Below are 17344 nucleotides of genomic sequence, written 5' to 3'. Positions count from 1 at the left end.
TGCCGGGGCGGCAAAGTCAAGGAAAGTTTCGCTGAAATCCGCTCAGTCTGGACAGTAAGGTACTGAAATCACGTCGATTTGCTGCCTTGGTTCCGAATTCGCCGCTGCCACCCATATAACCGGAGCCTGCCTCCTATTCCGGAACCCGCGTGCTGATCACCCGCCGCCGCTTTCTTGCAACCTTGACCGGAGCCGCCGCTGCGATCGGCGTGCCCTCGATCTGGATGATCTACATGAAAACCTACGACGGCCCCGTCTCCGATCATTTCGACGGCCTGCACTTCTTCGATCCGGACGGCTCGCCGCCGAAATCGCTTGGTGAGGTGCTGCGCTGGCAGTTCGGGGGCGGCCGGCAGCGCGCGGTCTGGCCGGAATGGGCGCCGAGCCCCCATGCCGATACGCCGCCGCCCCGCGTCGAGGGCGACAAGGTGCGGTTCTGCTTCGTCGGCCATGCCAGCTGGCTGATCCAGACCGCGGGCCTCAACATCCTGTTCGATCCGGTCTGGTCGATGCGTGCCTCACCGTTCAGTTTCGCCGGGCCGAAGCGGCACAACGATCCCGGCATCGCATTCGAGAAACTGCCCAGGATCGATGTCGTGCTGGTGTCGCACGGCCACTACGACCATCTCGACGTCGCGACGCTGTCGAGACTTGCAGGGGCATTTGGTCCTCGCGTGATCACGCCGCTCGGCAACGACGTCACGATGCGTACGTCCGATGCCGCGATCAAAGCCGAGGCGTTCGACTGGCATCAGCGCGTCGAGCTCGGCAATGGCCTTGCCGCGACGCTGGTTCCGACGCGGCACTGGTCGGCGCGCGGGCTGTTCGATCGCAACAAGGCGCTGTGGGCGAGTTTTGTTTTGGAGACGCCGGCCGGCAAGCTCTACATCGTCGGCGATTCCGGCTATGGCGACGGCGGGCATTTCCGCCGGGTGGCCGAGGCGCATGGCCCGTTCCGGCTCGCGATCCTGCCGATCGGCGCCTATGAGCCGCGCTGGTTCATGCGCGACCAGCACATGAATCCGGAGGATGCGGTGAAGGCGCTGGCCGATTGCGGCGCGGCGCAAGCGCTGGCGCATCACCACGGCACATTCCAGCTGACCGACGAGGCAATCGACGCGCCCGCGATCGCGCTTGGCGAAGCGCTCGACGCAGCGAGCGTGCCGCGCGAGAAATTCGCCGTGTTGAAGCCGGGTCAGGTGTTCGAGATTTAGCGTCGTCCCGGCGAAGGCCGGGACCCATTACCACCGAGTCTGGTTGTGAACGGAAGCGCGGCCCCAGCGTCGCGCAACAATCGATATTTGGGGTTATGGGTCCCGGCCTTCGCCGGGACGACAATAATGAGTAGCCCGGATGAAGCGCAGCGAAATCCGGGAAAGACTATCCGCGAAGAAGCTGGCCCCGGATTTCGCTACGCTCCATCCGGGCTACGCCTGCGGCACTACTTCTCCTTGATCGCCCAGGAGACGCTGACATTGACCGTCAGCGTTTCCTCGCCTTGCGCCACCGGCGTCGGCGCGGCGAAGCCGGCCGTGGCCATCTTGGGACGGAACACCGGTACCGGCGCCGAGCCGACCTCCGCGATATTCACGGGTGCGCCGAGCGTGACGCCGGCGGCCTTGGCGTAGATCTCCGCCTTGCGGCGGGCGTCGGCAATCGCCTTCTCGCGGGCGTCGTCGAGCAGCTTCGAGGCCTGCGACACCGAGAAATTGAGCCCGCCGATATCGTTGGCGCCGGCGCCGACCAGCGCGTCGATGACGCTGGCGACCTTGCTCACATCGTGCAGCCTGATCGTGACGCGATTGCTCGCGTGGTAACCGACGATGCTGGGCGGGGCGTTCGGCGACGACGGCCCACGATTGGCGAATTGCGGCTGCAGCGACAGCCGCGAGGTCTGAAAGTCCTTCTCCGCGATCCCGGCACCCTTCAGCGCGGCCAGCACCTTGCCCATCGTCACATTGTTGGCTTCGGCGGCTTCGCGTGCGGTCTTGGCGTCGGTGGTGACGCCGGCGTCGAGCTGCGCCTGGTCGGGCGGCGCCGACACGGTCGCCTCGCCGGTGACCGAAATCGCCGGCGGAAAGTCGTCATTGGCCAGTACGGGCGCAGCCAGCAGCGTGGTCGCGATCAGGGTGGCGGCGAGGGGGAGGCCAAGGGAGAGGCGATGGGTCATCTGGCTCACTTCAGGGGTACGTAGACGTTGATCACAAGCTTGTCCTCCGCGGTCTTCAGCGGATCGGTGATGTATTCCTCGATAAAGGTGTCCTTGGCTTCGAGCTTCTTGTCGTCGAGGTGATTGGTGATCGCCTCATAGGTGTTGTCCATGTTGTCGTAGGAACCGCGATGGACGAACTTCAGCGCCTTGCCGTCAGGCGAATTGCCCATGCTCATGTTCTTGCCGAGGTTCTTGACGTCCTGATCGACCGGGATCTCGGCGATGAAGGTGAAGCCGGTGTCGTCGGTCGAGGTGTAGACGATCATCGGATTGCCCGCTGCCTTGACGCCGTCCTTGTCGAGCAGCGCGGTGAGCTGCTTGAACGCCTCGATCAGGGCGTCGAAGGCGGAATCCCAATTGGCCGTGCCCTTCAGCATCACGACCTTCTTCGGCTCCAGCGTGAACGGCTCGCCGAAGGGATCGGCGGTCTGCACCGGGGCGGCCGGCGCCGGCGTCGGGGTCTGCGCTGCGGCCGGGCTGTCGGCCGGCGACTTGGTCTCGGCCGGCGGGGGCACCGGCGTCGCCGATGGTGCAGGCGCCGGGGTCGGGCTTGGGCTCACTGCGGGAGCGGGCGAGGCTGACGGCGACTGGGCAGGGGCCGGGCTTGCCAGTGCGATCGCGGCCAAGGGCAGCATCGCGACAAGGGCCGCGCGGAGCGTGTTGATACGGTTCATTGGTTATTCTCCATCCCCTTCCTCAAACGGCCGCTCGATCTGTCCCGGCGCGCGGTCCGCGAGGTGCGATATTCCTAACACGCAAGTTCTGCATTCGTCCCATGACAGATGTGTCATGGGGCTATTCAGGCTGGCTAACGGGCCATCACTCGCCATATAACCGGGCAGAATTTGGGAAAATCGATGAGCGCGCTCGCCAATCACGCATTCGCCAAGATGAACGGCATCGGCAACGAGATCGTCGTCGTCGACCTGCGCGATTCAGAGGCACAAGGTCGGGCACAAGGTCGGGCGCAGGTTTCGGCGGCGGAGGCGCGCGCCGTGGCTTCGCCGGCCGGCGTGCCCTATGACCAGCTGATGGTGCTGCAGCCGCCGCGGCTCGACGGCACCGAAGCGTTCATCTCGATCTACAACAATGACGGCTCCGAGGCGGGCGCCTGCGGCAACGGCATGCGCTGCGTGGTGCGGCGGATCTTCGAGAAGACCGGCCAGACATCAGCGACGTTCCAGACCCGCGCCGGCCTGCTCAATTGCTGGCAGGGGCCGGCGCCCGATCTCTACACCGTCGACATGGGCGCGCCGAAGTTCGGCTGGCAGGACATTCCGCTGGCTGAGGAATTTCGCGACACCCGGTACATCGAGCTCCAGGTCGGGCCGATCGACAATCCGGTGCTGCATTCGCCCTCGGTGGTCTCGATGGGCAATCCGCATGCGATCTTCTGGGTCGATGACGTCAATGCCTACGACCTCGAGCGTTTCGGCCCGCTGCTGGAAAACCATCCGATCTTCCCGGAGCGCGCCAACATCACGCTGGCCCATATCGTCGATCGCGACCACATCACGATCCGCACCTGGGAGCGCGGCGCCGGCCTCACCAAAGCGTGCGGCTCGGCGGCCTGCGCGACGGCGGTCGCGGCGGCGCGGCTGAAGCGTGCCAATCGCAGCGTCGAGATCACGCTGCCCGGCGGCAAGCTCGGCATCGAATGGCGCGAGCGCGACGATCACGTGCTGATGACCGGCACCGCCGATTTCGAATATGAGGGCCGCTTCGATCCGGCGCTGTTCGCCAGCGTCGCCTGATCGGGCGTGAGATCGGTTATGGGCGTCGATGTCGTCACCTTTGGCTGCCGCCTCAATTCATTTGAATCCGAGGTGATCAGGCGCGAGGCGGAGCAGGCCGGGCTTTCCAACACCATCGTCATCAACAGTTGCGCCGTCACCAACGAGGCGGTGGCGCAGGCGCGGCAGTCGATCCGCAAGTTGAAACGCCAACGCCCGCATGCGCGCATCGTCGTCACCGGTTGTGCGGCGCAGACGCAAAGCCAGATGTTCGCCGAGATGGCCGAGGTCGATCGCGTCGTCGGCAATGACGAGAAGATGCGCGGCGACGCGTGGCGCGCGACACGTTCAGCATTCGAGGCGCCGTTCGGCATCGATGCGAGCGAAAAGGTCGCGGTCGCCGACATCATGGCGGTGACCGAGATGGCGCCGCATCTGCTCGACGGCTTCGAGCGCGGCCTGCCGCGCGTATTCGTGCAGGTGCAGAACGGCTGCGATCATCGCTGCACCTTCTGCATTATTCCCTACGGCCGCGGCAATTCGCGCTCGGTGCCGATGGGCGCGGTGGTCGATCAGGTCCGCGCGCTGGTCGAGCGCGGCCATGCCGAGATCGTGCTGACAGGCGTCGATCTCACGAGTTATGGCGCCGACCTGCCGGGCGCGCCGAAACTCGGCCAGTTGACCCGTCAGATCCTGCGCCATGTGCCCGCGCTGAAGCGGCTGCGCATCTCGTCGATCGATTCGATCGAGGCGGATCGCGACCTGCTCGATGTCATCGCCGACGATGCGCGGCTGATGCCGCATCTGCATCTGTCGTTGCAGTCCGGCGACGACATGATCCTGAAGCGGATGAAGCGCCGGCATTCACGCCGGGACGCGATCGATTTCTGCGCGCAGGTCCGCCGGCTGCGGCCGGACATCGCTCTCGGCGCCGACATCATCGCGGGCTTCCCGACCGAGACCGAAGAGATGTTCGCGCGCTCGCTCGACCTGGTCGAGGAATGCGATCTCACCTTCCTGCATGTGTTTCCCTATTCGCGCCGTCCGGGCACGCCGGCCTCGCGGATGCCGCAGGTCGAGGGCGGCGCGATCAAGGAGCGCGCCAGGCGGCTGCGCACGGCAGGCGAAGCCGCGCTGCTGCGCCGGCTTGATGCGGAAGTCGGCGCGACGCGCGAGGTGCTGATCGAGAGCGGCACGCAGGGCCGCACCGAGCACTTCCTGCCGGTCGCGATCGAGAGAGATGTGCCGGGCATGGTGCGCGCGATGACTATCCGCGGCCATGACGGTGCGCGGCTCATTGCATCGGGCCGCTGAGAAAGTTCGCTCCCATTGTCGTCCCGGCGCAGGCCGGGACCCATTACCCCAAATCTCAATTGTTGCGCGACGCGGGGCCGCGATCTCGCACAGCCACCCAAGGCGGTGGTTATGGGTCCTGGCTTTCGCCAGGACGACGAATGTGGGGAGCCGCGCATGGCGCCTCCGGAGCAGCGGATCACCTGCATTTCGCATGTGATGATACTGAACGAGCTATTTGACAGGTTGAATCTCTACATGCGCATCGCGCATGACGCACTCAGTGCGTGCGCGCGCCCGGCCTTGCCGGCTGCGACGCGCGAACCTGCCAGAACCGTAGCAGGCGATCGGCGTTTTCGCGGGTCAATTTGGTGAACTGGCTCCTCGCATGGGCGAGCTCGACCGGTCCCATGGAGCCGGTGGTATAGCGACATTCCATCACCGCGGCGGTGGTCTCCCAACTCAGGCCTGCCGCCCGGCACGGCACCAGCAGGCCTTCGCTGCGCAGGCTTTGCATCAGGGAACGGATCACCTCGATGTTAGACCGCGCAAGATCCGCCAGCGCAACAATGGTCTCTTCATATTTGCGCTGCCTGGCGAAACCGAGCAGCGAAGTTTCGTTGAGCTCGCCGTCATCCTTCAGCTTCGCGACATGGCGCTTGGCCGCGGTGAAGTCGCGGACCTGCGACATATCGCGCTCGACGCCGGCGGCGACCGCCGCGATCGCGTGCCGGATCTCTTCGAACAGATAGGGCGGGGCGCGTTCCAGCAGACGGCCGCGAACCTCTTCCGTTGCGCGGCGCAGGAGCTGAAGTCGGAGCTCCGACGGCAGGTCCGCGCGAATGCCGGTCTCGACCGCAAGCACCGGATCGTGCTCGGCCTGTGCAAGGATGACGGCAAATCCGCCGGGCGATACTTTGGCGCCGGGATTGCTGACCAGGCGGTGGCTCACGCTCGCAAAGCGACGCGCCAGGAGCGCGTCAGTGACGACCTCCTTCAGCCACCAGCGGCCGGCGACAGCGAGCAGATGCTGCTCGCTCTTGGTCCGTGCGATCTCGACCAGGTCGTCCGCGCTGAGCCGCGACGATTCCTGCAGGATCGGCCGCGCGATCCTGATCTCGTCATTGCCGGCGAGACGGCGAATGATCGCGGGCGGTGCCTGGGCGACCGGTGCGAGCTGCTCGCTGATGTCGGTGAGCGCCATCCGGGCGCTGATGTCGGCGAGCGCGCGCAACTCGATGGTCTTCACCAGACGCTCGAGCACGTTGTCGAACAGCTCGATCTGTTCGCTGTTGAACTTGCCGGCGGATGCGAGGAAAAGGCTGGTGACGCGCCTTGCCGTGGCCAGGCATTTATCGGCGGAGCCGGCGCGTATCGCAGCCTCGACCTCGTCGACAATTGCCTGCCCATCATTCAGCATTGCTCGTCCTGAGCCGTCGCGGCGCGCTTTTTCTAAGCCGCCTGCAGGACTATCCGATCGGCCTGAATGTTCCGTAAAGGATAATTGTCCGTAAAATCACGGAGGCTACTGCCCGTTCCAGCCGCAGGCCTTGAGCCGCTCCCGCATGTGTTCGGGCGCCGGCGCGACCACATGCACCGGGTCCTTGTTCCTGGAGATCGGGATGCCGATCTCCCGGGAATGCAGATGCAAGGTCGGCTCGCCGAAGCGCGGACCGTTGCCGTAGATATTGTCGCCGACGATCGGCCAGCCCATCGCCGCCGAATGCACCCGCAGCTGATGGGTGCGGCCGGTGACCGGCTCCATCGCGAGCCAGGTGAGGCCGTCGCCACGCCCCAGCACCTTCCAGTTGGTGATCGCCTTCTGGCCATCCGGGTCCGGCTTCTGCCACCAGCCGCGCTCGGCATTGAGCCGGCCGAGCGGGATGTCGATGGTGCCTTCATCCTCGGCAGGGCCGCCCTCGACCACGGTCCAATAGGTCTTCGAGATCTTGCTGTGCTTGAACAACAGCCCGAGCGAGGCGGTCGCCTTGCGGTGGCGGCCCAGGACGAGGCAGCCTGACGTGTCCTTGTCGAGCCGATGCGCCAGCACCGGGGGCCGCGGCAGGCCGAACCGCAGCGCGTCGAACGAGGCCTCCAGATTGGGCCCGCCCTTCGGGCCGCGATGCACCGGCAGGCCGGCCGGCTTGTCGATCACCAGCATCAGCCCGTCGCGGTGGAGCACGCGGCCCAGGATTTCTTCCGCGGTCAATTGGGGAACATCGATCAATTCGTCGAGACTTTCGTTTATGGGCCGAAACGGCTAACACGTCCGCGCCATGAACGATACCACTGCGGGAACTCCAAAACAGAGCTGGTGGCAGCGGCTGAAAGGCGGCCTGAAGCGGACCTCGAGTTCGATCGGGACCGCGGTCGCCGACCTCGTCACCAAGCGCAAGCTCGATTCGGCCATGCTCGATGACATCGAGGATGTGCTGCTGCGCGCCGATCTTGGTACCGATGTCGCGGTCCGCATTGCCGAGGCTGTCGGCAAAGGGCGCTACGACAAGGCGATCTCGGCCGACGAGGTCAAGGACGTGGTCGCGACCGAGGTCGAGAAGGTGCTGTCGCCGGTGGCGAAGCCGCTCGAGATCGATGCCGGAAAAAAGCCGTTCGTCATCCTGGTGGTCGGCGTCAACGGCTCCGGCAAGACCACGACGATCGGCAAGCTGGCGGCGAAATTTTCCGCAGAGGGCCGCAAGGTCATGCTGGCCGCCGGCGACACCTTCCGTGCCGCGGCAATCGAGCAGCTCAAGGTCTGGGGCGAGCGCACCAAGTCGCCGGTGATCGCTGGCGCCCAGGGGTCGGATTCGGCGAGCCTTGCCTTCAGCGCGCTGACCGCGGCGAAGGAGCAGGCGCGCGACGTGCTGCTGATCGACACTGCCGGCCGCCTGCAGAACAAATCCGAGCTGATGAACGAGCTCGAAAAGGTCGTGCGCGTCATCAGGAAGGTCGATGCGTCGGCGCCGCACGCGGTGCTGCTCGTGCTCGACGCCACGGTGGGACAAAATGCGTTGTCGCAAGTCGAGGCGTTTCATCGTACGGCAGGCGTCACCGGGCTCGTGATGACCAAGCTTGACGGTACGGCGCGCGGCGGCATCCTTGTCGCGCTGTCGGAGAAGCACAAGCTGCCGGTGCATTTCATCGGCGTCGGCGAAGGCGTCGAGGACCTCGCGCCCTTCACGGCGAAGGATTTTGCCAAGGCAATTGCTGGAATCGAGGCATGACCCCGAAAAGTGGACACCGGTTTTCGGATCGGGTCATGCCTCAAATCAAAGTAGAGAGTTGATGGACAAGACCCAGCCGCATCCGCTGTTCAAGCTGGCGACCGAACTCGGGCCGCTGCTCGTGTTCTTTATCGCCAACGCGAAGTACCATCTGTTCGTCGCGACCGGCGCGTTCATGGTGGCGATCGTGGCCGCAATGATCGCATCCTATGTGGTGACCAGGCACGTGCCGATCATGGCGCTGGTGACCGGCGCGATCGTCCTTGTGTTCGGCACCCTGACGCTGGTGCTGCACGACGAGACCTTCATCAAGCTCAAGCCGACCATCATCTATGGCCTGTTCGCGGCCGTGCTCGGCGGCGGGCTCTTCTTCGGCCGCTCCTTCATCGCCATCATGTTCGACCAGGTGTTCAACCTGACGCCGCAGGGCTGGCGCATCCTCACCATGCGCTGGGCGCTGTTCTTCGCCGGCATGGCGGTTCTCAACGAGCTCGTGTGGCGCACGCAGACCACGGATTTCTGGGTGAACTTCAAGGTGTTCGGGGTGACGCCGCTGACCATGATCTTCGCCATCGCCCAGATGCCGCTGACCAAGCGCTATCACCTCGAGCCGGTCTCGCTGGAGGCGAGCGAGGCCGACGCGGGCGACGTGCGGAAGGGGTGATCAGCACTCTGCTCCCTCGGCCCGCTCTTGCGGGGAGAGGGTTGGGGTGAGGTGTCTCTCCACGGATAGGCTCGGAGTTTGTGACAAACACCGTCCAAAGCCCCTCACCCGAAATTCCCGCTTCGCGCGAATTTCGACCTCTCGCCGTAAAGAACGGGGAGAGGTGAGGGCCGAGAAGCCGCTGTGGCTAACTGCCCGCCGCGAGCGCCTTCTCGATCTCGGCCTTGAGCACGCTGTTGACGTTGTCCGGGGTCACCGGGCCGACCAGCTTGTAGACGATGGTGCCCTCGCGCCCGACCAGGAAGGTTTCGGGCACGCCATAGACGCCCCATTCGATCGAGGCGCGGCCGTTGCCGTCGACGCCGACGATGCCGAACGGATTGCCGTAGCGGCCGAGGAAGCGCCGGGCATTCTCGGGCGAATCCTTGTAGTTGATGCCGATGATCTGGAAGCGCTTGTCCTTGCCGAGCTCGGTCAGCAGCGGCGCCTCGTCGTGACACGGCACGCACCACGACGCCCAGACATTGACGACCGAGACCTTGCCCTTGAAGGCGGCGGGATCGAGACCGGGGACAGGCGCGCCGTCCCGCACCAGGCCGTCGAGCGCGGGCAGGGCGGTCTGCGGCGCCGGCCGGCCGATCAGCGCCGACGGGATTTTCGAGGGATCGCCGCCAAAGAGCCGCAGCAGGAACAGTCCGGCGAGGCCGAGGAAGATCAGCAGCGGCAGCACCACCAGCAGGCGGCGGGCTTGCGGCGGGCCGTTGGTCGCCTGATCGCTCATCTGATGTCCGCCGCACTGCGGCCGGAGCGGCGCGTCACGCCGCTGGCCTCGATCTCCCTGAGACGCGACTGTTGCCGGCGATGGTCGGCGATGATCCAGACGATCAACAGCAGCACGACCGCCGCGACCAGCGCGTAGGACGTCACGATGAAGGAGGCGTAGGGACCAAGCGCCATCGTGTCACGCCGCTCCAATTTCGTTTGACGCGCTTTGATCGCGCGAACCAGTCGTGAACGAGACGCGGCTGGCCTGCATCATCTGCAGGCTGCGCACGCGCCGGCGCAGGATCTCGTTGCGCATCGCCGCCAGGTGCAAGGTGATGAAGAGCAGCGAGAACGCGATCGCCATCACTAGCAGCGGCCACAGGAAGGCCTTGTCGAGGGTCGATCCGCCCATCCGGAGCACGGAGGCCGGCTGGTGCAGCGTGTTCCACCAGTCGACCGAGAATTTGATGATCGGGATATTGATCGCCCCGACCAGGGTCAGCACCGCCGCCGCTCTTGCCGCGCGCGACGGGTCCTCCACTGCGCGCCACAGCGCCATCAGGCCGAGATACATCAGGAACAGGATCAAGACCGAGGTCAGGCGCGCATCCCATTCCCAATAGGTGCCCCACATCGGCCGGCCCCACAGCGAGCCGGTGACGAGCGCAAGGAAGGTGAAGGCGGCGCCGATCGGCGCGGCGGCCTTCGCGGCGACGTCGGCGAGCGGATGCCGCCACACGAGCGTGCCGAGCGCGGCCACGCTCATGACGCCCCAGACGAACATCGACAGCCACGCATTTGGAACGTGGATGAACATGATCTTTACCGTGGCGCCCTGCTGGTAGTCGTCGGGCGCCATCGCCGACTGGTAGAGCCCGATCGCGAGCAGGATCGCGGTCACGCCGGCGAGCCACGGCAGGATGCGCGCGGTCAGCGCCAGAAACTTGGTCGGATTGGCGAGGTCGGTCAGCGTCATGGCACCCTGATAATCGTCCGATGTGTCGCAGGCAATTGGCCGATTTCCTCTCGGCGAGATTTGATCGGGTCCGATTTGATCTGGACCAGTCAGTCCAGCCCGTGCCGCAGGCTCGCGGCGGCGGCAAAGGGGCCGATCACGAGGCTGGCAAGCGACAGCGCGCAGAGGATCGAGAACGGTGTTCCAAAGGGCAGGGGCCCCGATATCGCGGCCTGCGAGGCCGCCACGCCGAAGATCAGCACCGGGATCGACAGCGGCAGCACCAGCACCGCGAGCAATAGCCCGCCGCGATGCAGCGTCACCGCCAGGGCCGCGCCGATCATGCCGGTGAAGGTCAGCGCCGGTGTTCCCGCCAGCAGCGTCGCGGCAACCGCAAGCGTCGCGGTGCCGTCGAGATTGAGCAGCAGGCCGAGCACCGGGGTTGCGACGATCAGCGGCAGGCCCGCCGCGATCCAGTGCGCCAGTGCCTTGGCCGCGCAGGCGAGTTCCAGCGGCGTCCGGCTCATCACGATGAGGTCGAGCGAGCCGTCCTCGTGGTCGGCCGTGAACAGCCGGTCGAGCGTGAGCAGGCTCGCCAGCAACGCGCCGAGCCAGAGGATGGCGGGGCCGAGCCGCGACAGCAGCGCCAGATCCGGCCCGACCGCAAAAGGCATCAGCACGGTGACGGTGAGGAAGAACAGCACGCCGATCAGCGCGCCGCCGCCGACGCGCAGCGCGATGCGGATGTCGCGCCGGATCAAGGCGCCAAGCGCGCTCATGCCGCGCCTCCCATCCGCAGATCGCGCGCATCGATGCCGAGCGGAAGGTGCGTCGCTGCGACGATCAGGCCGCCCAGTGCGAGATGGTCGCGCATCAGCCCGACGAACAGCGCCTGTCCGGCCGCATCGAGCGCCGATGTCGGCTCGTCCAGCAGCCACACCGGCCGCCGCACCGAGAGCAGGCGCGCGATCGACAGGCGGCGGCGCTGGCCGGCGGAGAGGTAGGCCGCCGGCAGATGCGCGGCGTGGTCGAGCGCCACCGCAGCAAGGCAGTCGTCGGCGTCCTGTGTCTCGCCGCCGAGGAATTCCCGCCAGAAGGACAGATTCTCCGCAACGCTGAGCGCCGGCTTCAGGGCGTCGCGATGGCCGAGATAGTGGGCCTGCTCCGGCAGGCTGAGCTCGGCGTCGCCGCCTTCGAGCGCGACCGAGCCCTCGGCGGGAACCAATAGCCCGGCGAGGACGCGCAGCAGCGAGGTCTTGCCGGCGCCGTTGGGGCCCGTGATGGCGAGCGCCTCGCCGGCTGTGGCCGACAGGTCGAGGCCGGAAAACACCTCGCGTCCGCCGCGCACGCATTTCAGATTTCGTCCCGAGAGCCGCATGGTTCGTCTTGTCACAGCCCTCTGAAATCTTTCGCTACCGCGTGAGAATTTTTGGGTCGCGCAACGCTGTCGCACGCTTGTCGGTGTGGCGGTGCTTCTAGAAAGGTTCTATAAGCCCGGAACTTGATGCAGCACACACAATCGGCGGCCGCAACCCACCCCAGGCCATCCCTTGGCCAGTGCCGATCGCCGGTGTTTAGTTACCCTTGCCGGGTATAACTGAGAATTGGGATTCCTCGCATGACCTCGCTCGACAGCTTCAAATGCCGCAAGACCCTGAAGGTCGGCGGCAAGTCCTACGTCTATTACAGCCTGCCCCAGGCAGAGAAGAACGGACTGAAGGGGATTTCGAAGCTGCCGTATTCGATGAAGGTTCTGCTGGAGAACCTGCTGCGCAACGAGGACGGCCGCACCGTCAAGAAGGAAGACATCGTCGCGGTGTCGAAGTGGCTGAAGAAGCGCCAGCTCGAGCACGAAATCGCGTTCCGCCCGGCGCGCGTCTTGATGCAGGATTTCACCGGCGTCCCGGCCGTGGTCGACCTCGCCGCGATGCGCAACGCGATGCAGAACCTCGGCGGCGATGCCGAGAAGATCAACCCGCTGGTGCCGGTCGATCTCGTCATCGACCACTCGGTGATCGTCAACTTCTTCGGTGACAACAAGGCGTTCGCGAAGAACGTCACCGAGGAATACAAGCAGAACCAGGAGCGCTACGAGTTCCTGAAGTGGGGCCAGAAGGCGTTCTCGAACTTCTCGGTGGTGCCGCCCGGCACCGGCATCTGCCACCAGGTCAATCTCGAATATCTCGCGCAGACGGTGTGGACCAAGAAGGAGAAGATGACGGTCGGCCGGAAGACCGGCACCTTCGAGGTCGCCTATCCCGACTCGCTGGTCGGCACCGACTCGCACACCACGATGGTCAACGGCCTCGCCGTGCTCGGCTGGGGCGTCGGCGGCATCGAGGCGGAGGCCTGCATGCTCGGCCAGCCGCTGTCGATGCTGCTGCCTGAGGTGGTCGGCTTCAAGCTCAAGGGCCAGCTCAAGGAAGGCGTCACCGCGACCGACCTCGTGCTGACCGTCACCCAGATGCTGCGCAAGCTCGGCGTGGTCGGCAAGTTCGTCGAGTTCTTCGGCCCGGGCCTCGACTATCTCTCGGTCGCGGACAAGGCGACCATCGGCAACATGGCGCCCGAATACGGCGCGACCTGCGGCTTCTTCCCGGTCGATGCCGCGACCATCGATTACCTGAAGACCTCGGGCCGCAAGGCCGATCGCGTCAAGCTGGTGCAGGCCTATGCCAAGGCGCAGGGCCTGTTCCGCACCGCCAAGTCGGCCGATCCGGTGTTCACCACCACGCTGACGCTCGACCTCGGCGACGTCGTGCCGTCGATGGCCGGGCCGAAGCGTCCCGAAGGCCGCATCGCGCTGCCGGCGGTGTCGACCGGTTTCGCGACCGCGCTGGTCGGCGAATACAAGAAGCCCGAGGGCGAGCAGAAGCGTTATGCGGTCGAGGGCCGCGACTTCGATCTCGGCCATGGCGACGTCGTGATCGCGGCGATCACCTCCTGCACCAACACCTCCAATCCGAGCGTGCTGATCGGCGCCGGCCTCTTGGCGCGCAAGGCCGCCGCCAAGGGCCTCAAGGCCAAGCCGTGGGTGAAGACCTCGCTCGCGCCGGGCAGCCAGGTGGTGGCGGAGTATCTCGCCAATTCCGGCCTGCAGGCCGATCTCGACAAGGTCGGCTTCAACCTCGTCGGCTTCGGCTGTACGACCTGCATCGGCAATTCCGGCCCGCTGCCGGAAGATATCTCGAAGTCGATCAACGAAAACGGCATCGTCGCCGCCGCCGTGCTGTCGGGCAACCGCAACTTCGAAGGCCGCGTCTCGCCCGACGTGCAGGCGAACTACCTCGCCTCGCCGCCGCTCGTCGTCGCGCATGCGCTCGCCGGCACCGTGACCAAGGATCTCGCGGTTGAGCCGCTTGGCATCGGCAAGGACGGCAAGCCGGTGTTCCTCAAGGACATCTGGCCGACCGCCAAGGAGATCAATGCCTTCATGAAGAAGTACGTCACCGCGACGATCTTCAAGAAGAAGTACGCCGACGTGTTCAAGGGCGATACCAACTGGCGCAAGATCAAGACCACGGAAAGCGAGACCTATCGCTGGAACATGAGCTCGACCTATGTGCAGAACCCGCCCTATTTCGAGGGCATGAAGAAGCAGCCGGAGCCGATCGTCGACGTGGTCGATGCACGGATCCTCGCGATGTTCGGCGACAAGATCACCACCGACCACATCTCGCCGGCCGGTTCGATCAAGCTGACCTCGCCCGCCGGCAAGTTCCTCAGCGAGCACCAGGTGCGCCCCGCCGACTTCAACCAGTACGGCACACGGCGCGGCAACCATGAAGTGATGATGCGTGGCACCTTCGCCAACATCCGCATCAAGAACTTCATGCTGAAGGGCGCCGACGGCAATATTCCGGAAGGCGGTTTGACCAAGCACTGGCCCGACGGCGAGCAGATGTCGATCTACGACGCCGCGATGAAGTACCAGGCGGAAGGCGTGCCGCTGGTGGTGTTCGCCGGCGCCGAATACGGCAACGGCTCGTCGCGCGACTGGGCCGCGAAGGGCACCCGTCTGCTCGGCGTGCGCGCGGTGATCTGCCAGAGCTTCGAGCGTATCCATCGCTCCAACCTGGTCGGCATGGGTGTGCTTCCGCTCACCTTCCAGGACGGCACGTCGTGGTCCTCGCTCGGCCTCAAGGGCGACGAAAAGGTCACGATCCGCGGGTTGCAGGGCGATTTGAAGCCCCGCCAGACGCTGACGGCCGAAATCGTCTCCGCCGACGGCGGCAAGAAGGATGTGCCGCTGCTCTGCCGCATCGATACGCTGGACGAGCTCGACTACTATCGCAACGGCGGCATCCTGCATTATGTGCTGCGCAAACTCGCGGCCTAACGCGGATTTGTGATCGGTGCCTCACCGCTTAGTGAGTAGCGACTAAAAAGAAGGCGGCCTATGAAAAGGCCGCTTTCTCGCGTTTTGGGGCACGCAAGTTCAGGGACAGACTTCATGCTCCGTACAATTACGGATGGAAATCATCACGACTGGTTCGCAGTATGACAGCGATGATGGCCTATAATTCTATCTCGCGATGGTCCAGCGCCCTTGGTATCTGCGCAATCGTCGCGATCATCCGCCCCGCCCACGCCGATCCGCGTGCCGTCGTCGAACTCTTCACCTCGCAGGGATGCTCGTCCTGTCCGCCCGCGGACAAGATCATCGGTGACCTCGCGAAGGACCCCAACGTCATCGCGCTGAGCATGCCGATCGACTATTGGGACTATCTCGGCTGGAAGGACACGCTGGCCGACTCCCGTTTCAGCGCGCGCCAGAAGGCCTATTCGCATGTGCGCGGCGATCGCGACGTCTACACGCCGCAGGCCGTGATCAACGGCTCCGCGCATGTGATCGGCAGCGACCGCGCCAGTATCGAGGACGCCATCAAGAGCACCGAAAGGAGCGGTAGCGTGATGTCGGTGCCGGTGACGATGACGCTGACCGGCAAGCAGATCAACGTGTCGGTCGCCGCGTCGAAGTCGCCCGCAGTGTCGCGCGGCGAGGTCTGGATCTGCTCGATCTCGAAGTCGGTGCCGATCTCGATCGCGCGCGGCGAGAACCGCGGCCGCGAGATCACCTACCACAACGTGGTGCGCAATCTCCTCAAGGTCGGGGACTGGAACGGTTCGTCCGGGAGCTGGACCGTGCCGCTGGAGAACATCACGCGTGACGGTGTCGATGCTGCGGCGGTGTACGTCCAGGACGGCAACCGCGACAAGCCGGGCCCGATGCTCGGCGCTGCCTTCACCTCGCTTCACTAGAGCCTTGCTGCGGTAAGGCGCGATGCGCCGGCTTCCGCCCGTGGCGCGGCCGTTGGACCGCACGCATGTTGTCGTGCAGCCGCGCATGGCGACGAACCTGCATTCAGTGATTTGCCGAAAGGAAAGCGCCGGGGTTTTGCGCGCGTCTCGCTTGCGCAGGTCCCAAAAACAAAAAGGACCAACTTTCGTTGGCCCAGTGTTGGGATTTAACTCCCCTGCGAACAGGCCCGATCCCGACGGCCCCGGGGGGCTGGGGGCTGAGGAATCCGGAACCGAAAGGACCGGGCCAACGCAGGATTTCCTTTTCGCAGGGCAGCGGGGCGGGCGATGGGCGGAAGTGGGGCAGCAATATGATTCCGCTAACGTTCCCGTGACTCTGCGGTTTTCCGGACAATCCGCCGCGCGCGGCCGTGGTTAGGGCCCGGTTGCATTGCGATTGGCCCCTTGCGGGCACGCTCGCTTAGCGCGATCATGTCACTCTCGTGACGATCCCGAAGAGGGGCCTTCGGAACCCGATCGTCGCCGAGGTGACAGGAGGCGCTCGATGAGTTTGATCTCGGAGGACACCGATCCGAGCGGGAGTCGTGCCGCGGCGCGCACCGCCGCCGCGACCCCTCAGCCCAACCGCGTGACTTTCAATCGACTTGAACTCAACCGCATTCTCAATCTCTACGGCCGCATGGTCGCCGACGGCGAGTGGCGCGATTATGCGATCGACTTCCTGAAGGACCGAGCCGTGTTCTCGGTGTTCCGGCGCGCGTCGGAAGTGCCGATCTACCGGATCGAGAAGGACCCCCGGCTTGCGCGCAAGCAGGGCATGTACAGCGTGATTTCCGCGACCGGCCTGATCCTGCGCCGCGGCCATGAACTGGAACGCGTGCTGTTCGTGATCGACCGCAAGCTGTCGCTGGTGTAGGGATTTCTCGTAGCCCGGATGAGCGAAGCGACATCCGGGAGGATCTCACCACCCGGGTACAGCTTCCCCGGATATCGCTTCGCTCATCCGGGCTACAAATCCGCTAATCCGCCGGCGCAGTTGTGCGGCCCTCGCGCGGCCTCGCCACTATTTTTGCCTCGCGCAAACGAAAAGCTTGTAGCCCGGATGGAGCCAACGGGTCGTGCGAACGCGCGCCCGATGACAGGCTTCGCGAAATCCGGGACGGCCGAAGCCATGGATGAACTTGCCCCGGATTGCGCTGCGCTTCATCCGGGCTACGCCACATCCTGCTCCGCGCA

The 17344-nt window shown here is 65.2% G+C and carries 17 protein-coding genes; 8 read left to right on the top strand and 9 right to left on the bottom strand.

Annotated features, from left to right (window positions below):
- Positions 1-149: 149 nt before the first annotated feature.
- Positions 150-1214 carry an MBL fold metallo-hydrolase gene (locus IF803_RS12570; protein ID WP_461192331.1) on the top strand — a complete coding sequence of 355 codons (1065 nt, stop codon included), beginning with the start codon at positions 150-152 and terminating at the stop codon, positions 1212-1214.
- A gap of 227 nt (positions 1215-1441) precedes the next feature.
- Here the strand turns inward: IF803_RS12570 and IF803_RS12565 are convergent, their stop codons facing one another.
- Both IF803_RS12565 and IF803_RS12560 read right to left on the bottom strand, forming a co-directional pair.
- Positions 1442-2170 carry an SIMPL domain-containing protein gene (locus IF803_RS12565; protein ID WP_304498111.1) on the bottom strand — a complete coding sequence of 243 codons (729 nt, stop codon included), beginning with the start codon at positions 2168-2170 and terminating at the stop codon, positions 1442-1444.
- A gap of 5 nt (positions 2171-2175) precedes the next feature.
- Positions 2176-2886: a GyrI-like domain-containing protein gene (locus IF803_RS12560; protein WP_461192330.1), complete on the bottom strand. Its 711-nt coding sequence runs from the start codon at positions 2884-2886 to the stop codon at positions 2176-2178.
- Positions 2887-3069: 183 nt separating this feature from the next.
- Here IF803_RS12560 and dapF point away from each other — a divergent pair, with 183 nt between their 5' ends.
- On the top strand, positions 3070-3966 hold the full coding sequence (dapF, locus tag IF803_RS12555) for a diaminopimelate epimerase (protein WP_461192329.1): 897 nt from the start codon (positions 3070-3072) through the stop codon (positions 3964-3966).
- A gap of 18 nt (positions 3967-3984) precedes the next feature.
- Positions 3985-5259, top strand: coding sequence for a tRNA (N(6)-L-threonylcarbamoyladenosine(37)-C(2))-methylthiotransferase MtaB (gene mtaB, locus IF803_RS12550; RefSeq protein ID WP_461192328.1), 1275 nt, complete (start codon positions 3985-3987; stop codon positions 5257-5259).
- Positions 5260-5518: 259 nt separating this feature from the next.
- Here the strand turns inward: mtaB and IF803_RS12545 are convergent, their stop codons facing one another.
- Complete coding sequence (locus tag IF803_RS12545) at positions 5519-6658, bottom strand: DUF2336 domain-containing protein (protein WP_461192327.1); 1140 nt, start codon at positions 6656-6658, stop codon at positions 5519-5521.
- Positions 6659-6763: 105 nt separating this feature from the next.
- Positions 6764-7465, bottom strand: a complete 702-nt coding sequence (locus tag IF803_RS12540) for an RluA family pseudouridine synthase (protein WP_461192326.1) — start codon at positions 7463-7465, stop codon at positions 6764-6766.
- Between the two features lie 49 nt (positions 7466-7514).
- Between IF803_RS12540 and ftsY the strand changes: the two genes are divergently transcribed.
- Together ftsY and IF803_RS12530 are read left to right on the top strand one after the other, a co-directional pair.
- Positions 7515-8462, top strand: coding sequence for a signal recognition particle-docking protein FtsY (gene ftsY, locus IF803_RS12535; RefSeq protein WP_304498116.1), 948 nt, complete (start codon positions 7515-7517; stop codon positions 8460-8462).
- A gap of 61 nt (positions 8463-8523) precedes the next feature.
- Positions 8524-9126, top strand: a complete 603-nt coding sequence (locus IF803_RS12530; protein ID WP_304498117.1) for a septation protein A — start codon at positions 8524-8526, stop codon at positions 9124-9126.
- A gap of 187 nt (positions 9127-9313) precedes the next feature.
- On the opposite strand, the gene IF803_RS12525 is transcribed toward IF803_RS12530, so the two are convergent.
- The 5 genes from IF803_RS12525 to ccmA all read right to left on the bottom strand — a co-directional run bounded on the left by IF803_RS12525 (position 9314) and on the right by ccmA (position 12224).
- Complete coding sequence (locus tag IF803_RS12525; RefSeq protein ID WP_304498118.1) at positions 9314-9907, bottom strand: DsbE family thiol:disulfide interchange protein; 594 nt, start codon at positions 9905-9907, stop codon at positions 9314-9316.
- Positions 9904-10083, bottom strand: coding sequence for a heme exporter protein CcmD (ccmD, locus tag IF803_RS12520; protein WP_461192325.1), 180 nt, complete (start codon positions 10081-10083; stop codon positions 9904-9906). Before ccmD ends, IF803_RS12525 begins: the two co-directional genes overlap by 4 nt.
- Before the next feature lie 4 nt (positions 10084-10087).
- Positions 10088-10867 carry a heme ABC transporter permease gene (locus IF803_RS12515; protein WP_411782905.1) on the bottom strand — a complete coding sequence of 260 codons (780 nt, stop codon included), beginning with the start codon at positions 10865-10867 and terminating at the stop codon, positions 10088-10090.
- An 89-nt stretch (positions 10868-10956) separates the two neighbouring features.
- The gene (gene ccmB, locus IF803_RS12510) at positions 10957-11625 is read right to left on the bottom strand and encodes a heme exporter protein CcmB (protein ID WP_018269392.1); all 669 of its coding nucleotides are present in this window, start codon (positions 11623-11625) and stop codon (positions 10957-10959) included.
- Positions 11622-12224 carry a heme ABC exporter ATP-binding protein CcmA gene (gene ccmA / locus IF803_RS12505; protein WP_461192324.1) on the bottom strand — a complete coding sequence of 201 codons (603 nt, stop codon included), beginning with the start codon at positions 12222-12224 and terminating at the stop codon, positions 11622-11624. Before ccmA ends, ccmB begins: the two co-directional genes overlap by 4 nt.
- Before the next feature lie 240 nt (positions 12225-12464).
- Here ccmA and acnA point away from each other — a divergent pair, with 240 nt between their 5' ends.
- From acnA to IF803_RS12490, 3 genes are all read left to right on the top strand, one after another.
- Complete coding sequence (gene acnA / locus IF803_RS12500) at positions 12465-15185, top strand: aconitate hydratase AcnA (RefSeq protein ID WP_461192323.1); 2721 nt, start codon at positions 12465-12467, stop codon at positions 15183-15185.
- A gap of 161 nt (positions 15186-15346) precedes the next feature.
- Entirely contained in the window at positions 15347-16108 is a 762-nt protein-coding gene (locus IF803_RS12495; RefSeq protein ID WP_461192322.1) for a DUF1223 domain-containing protein, read from the top strand.
- Between the two features lie 544 nt (positions 16109-16652).
- The gene (locus tag IF803_RS12490; RefSeq protein ID WP_028340822.1) at positions 16653-17024 is read left to right on the top strand and encodes a DUF2794 domain-containing protein; all 372 of its coding nucleotides are present in this window, start codon (positions 16653-16655) and stop codon (positions 17022-17024) included.
- Positions 17025-17344 lie beyond the last annotated feature (320 nt).

The sequence above is a fragment of the Bradyrhizobium sp. UFLA06-06 genome (assembly GCF_054820065.1).
This window is presented reverse-complemented; position numbering and strand designations above follow the sequence as displayed.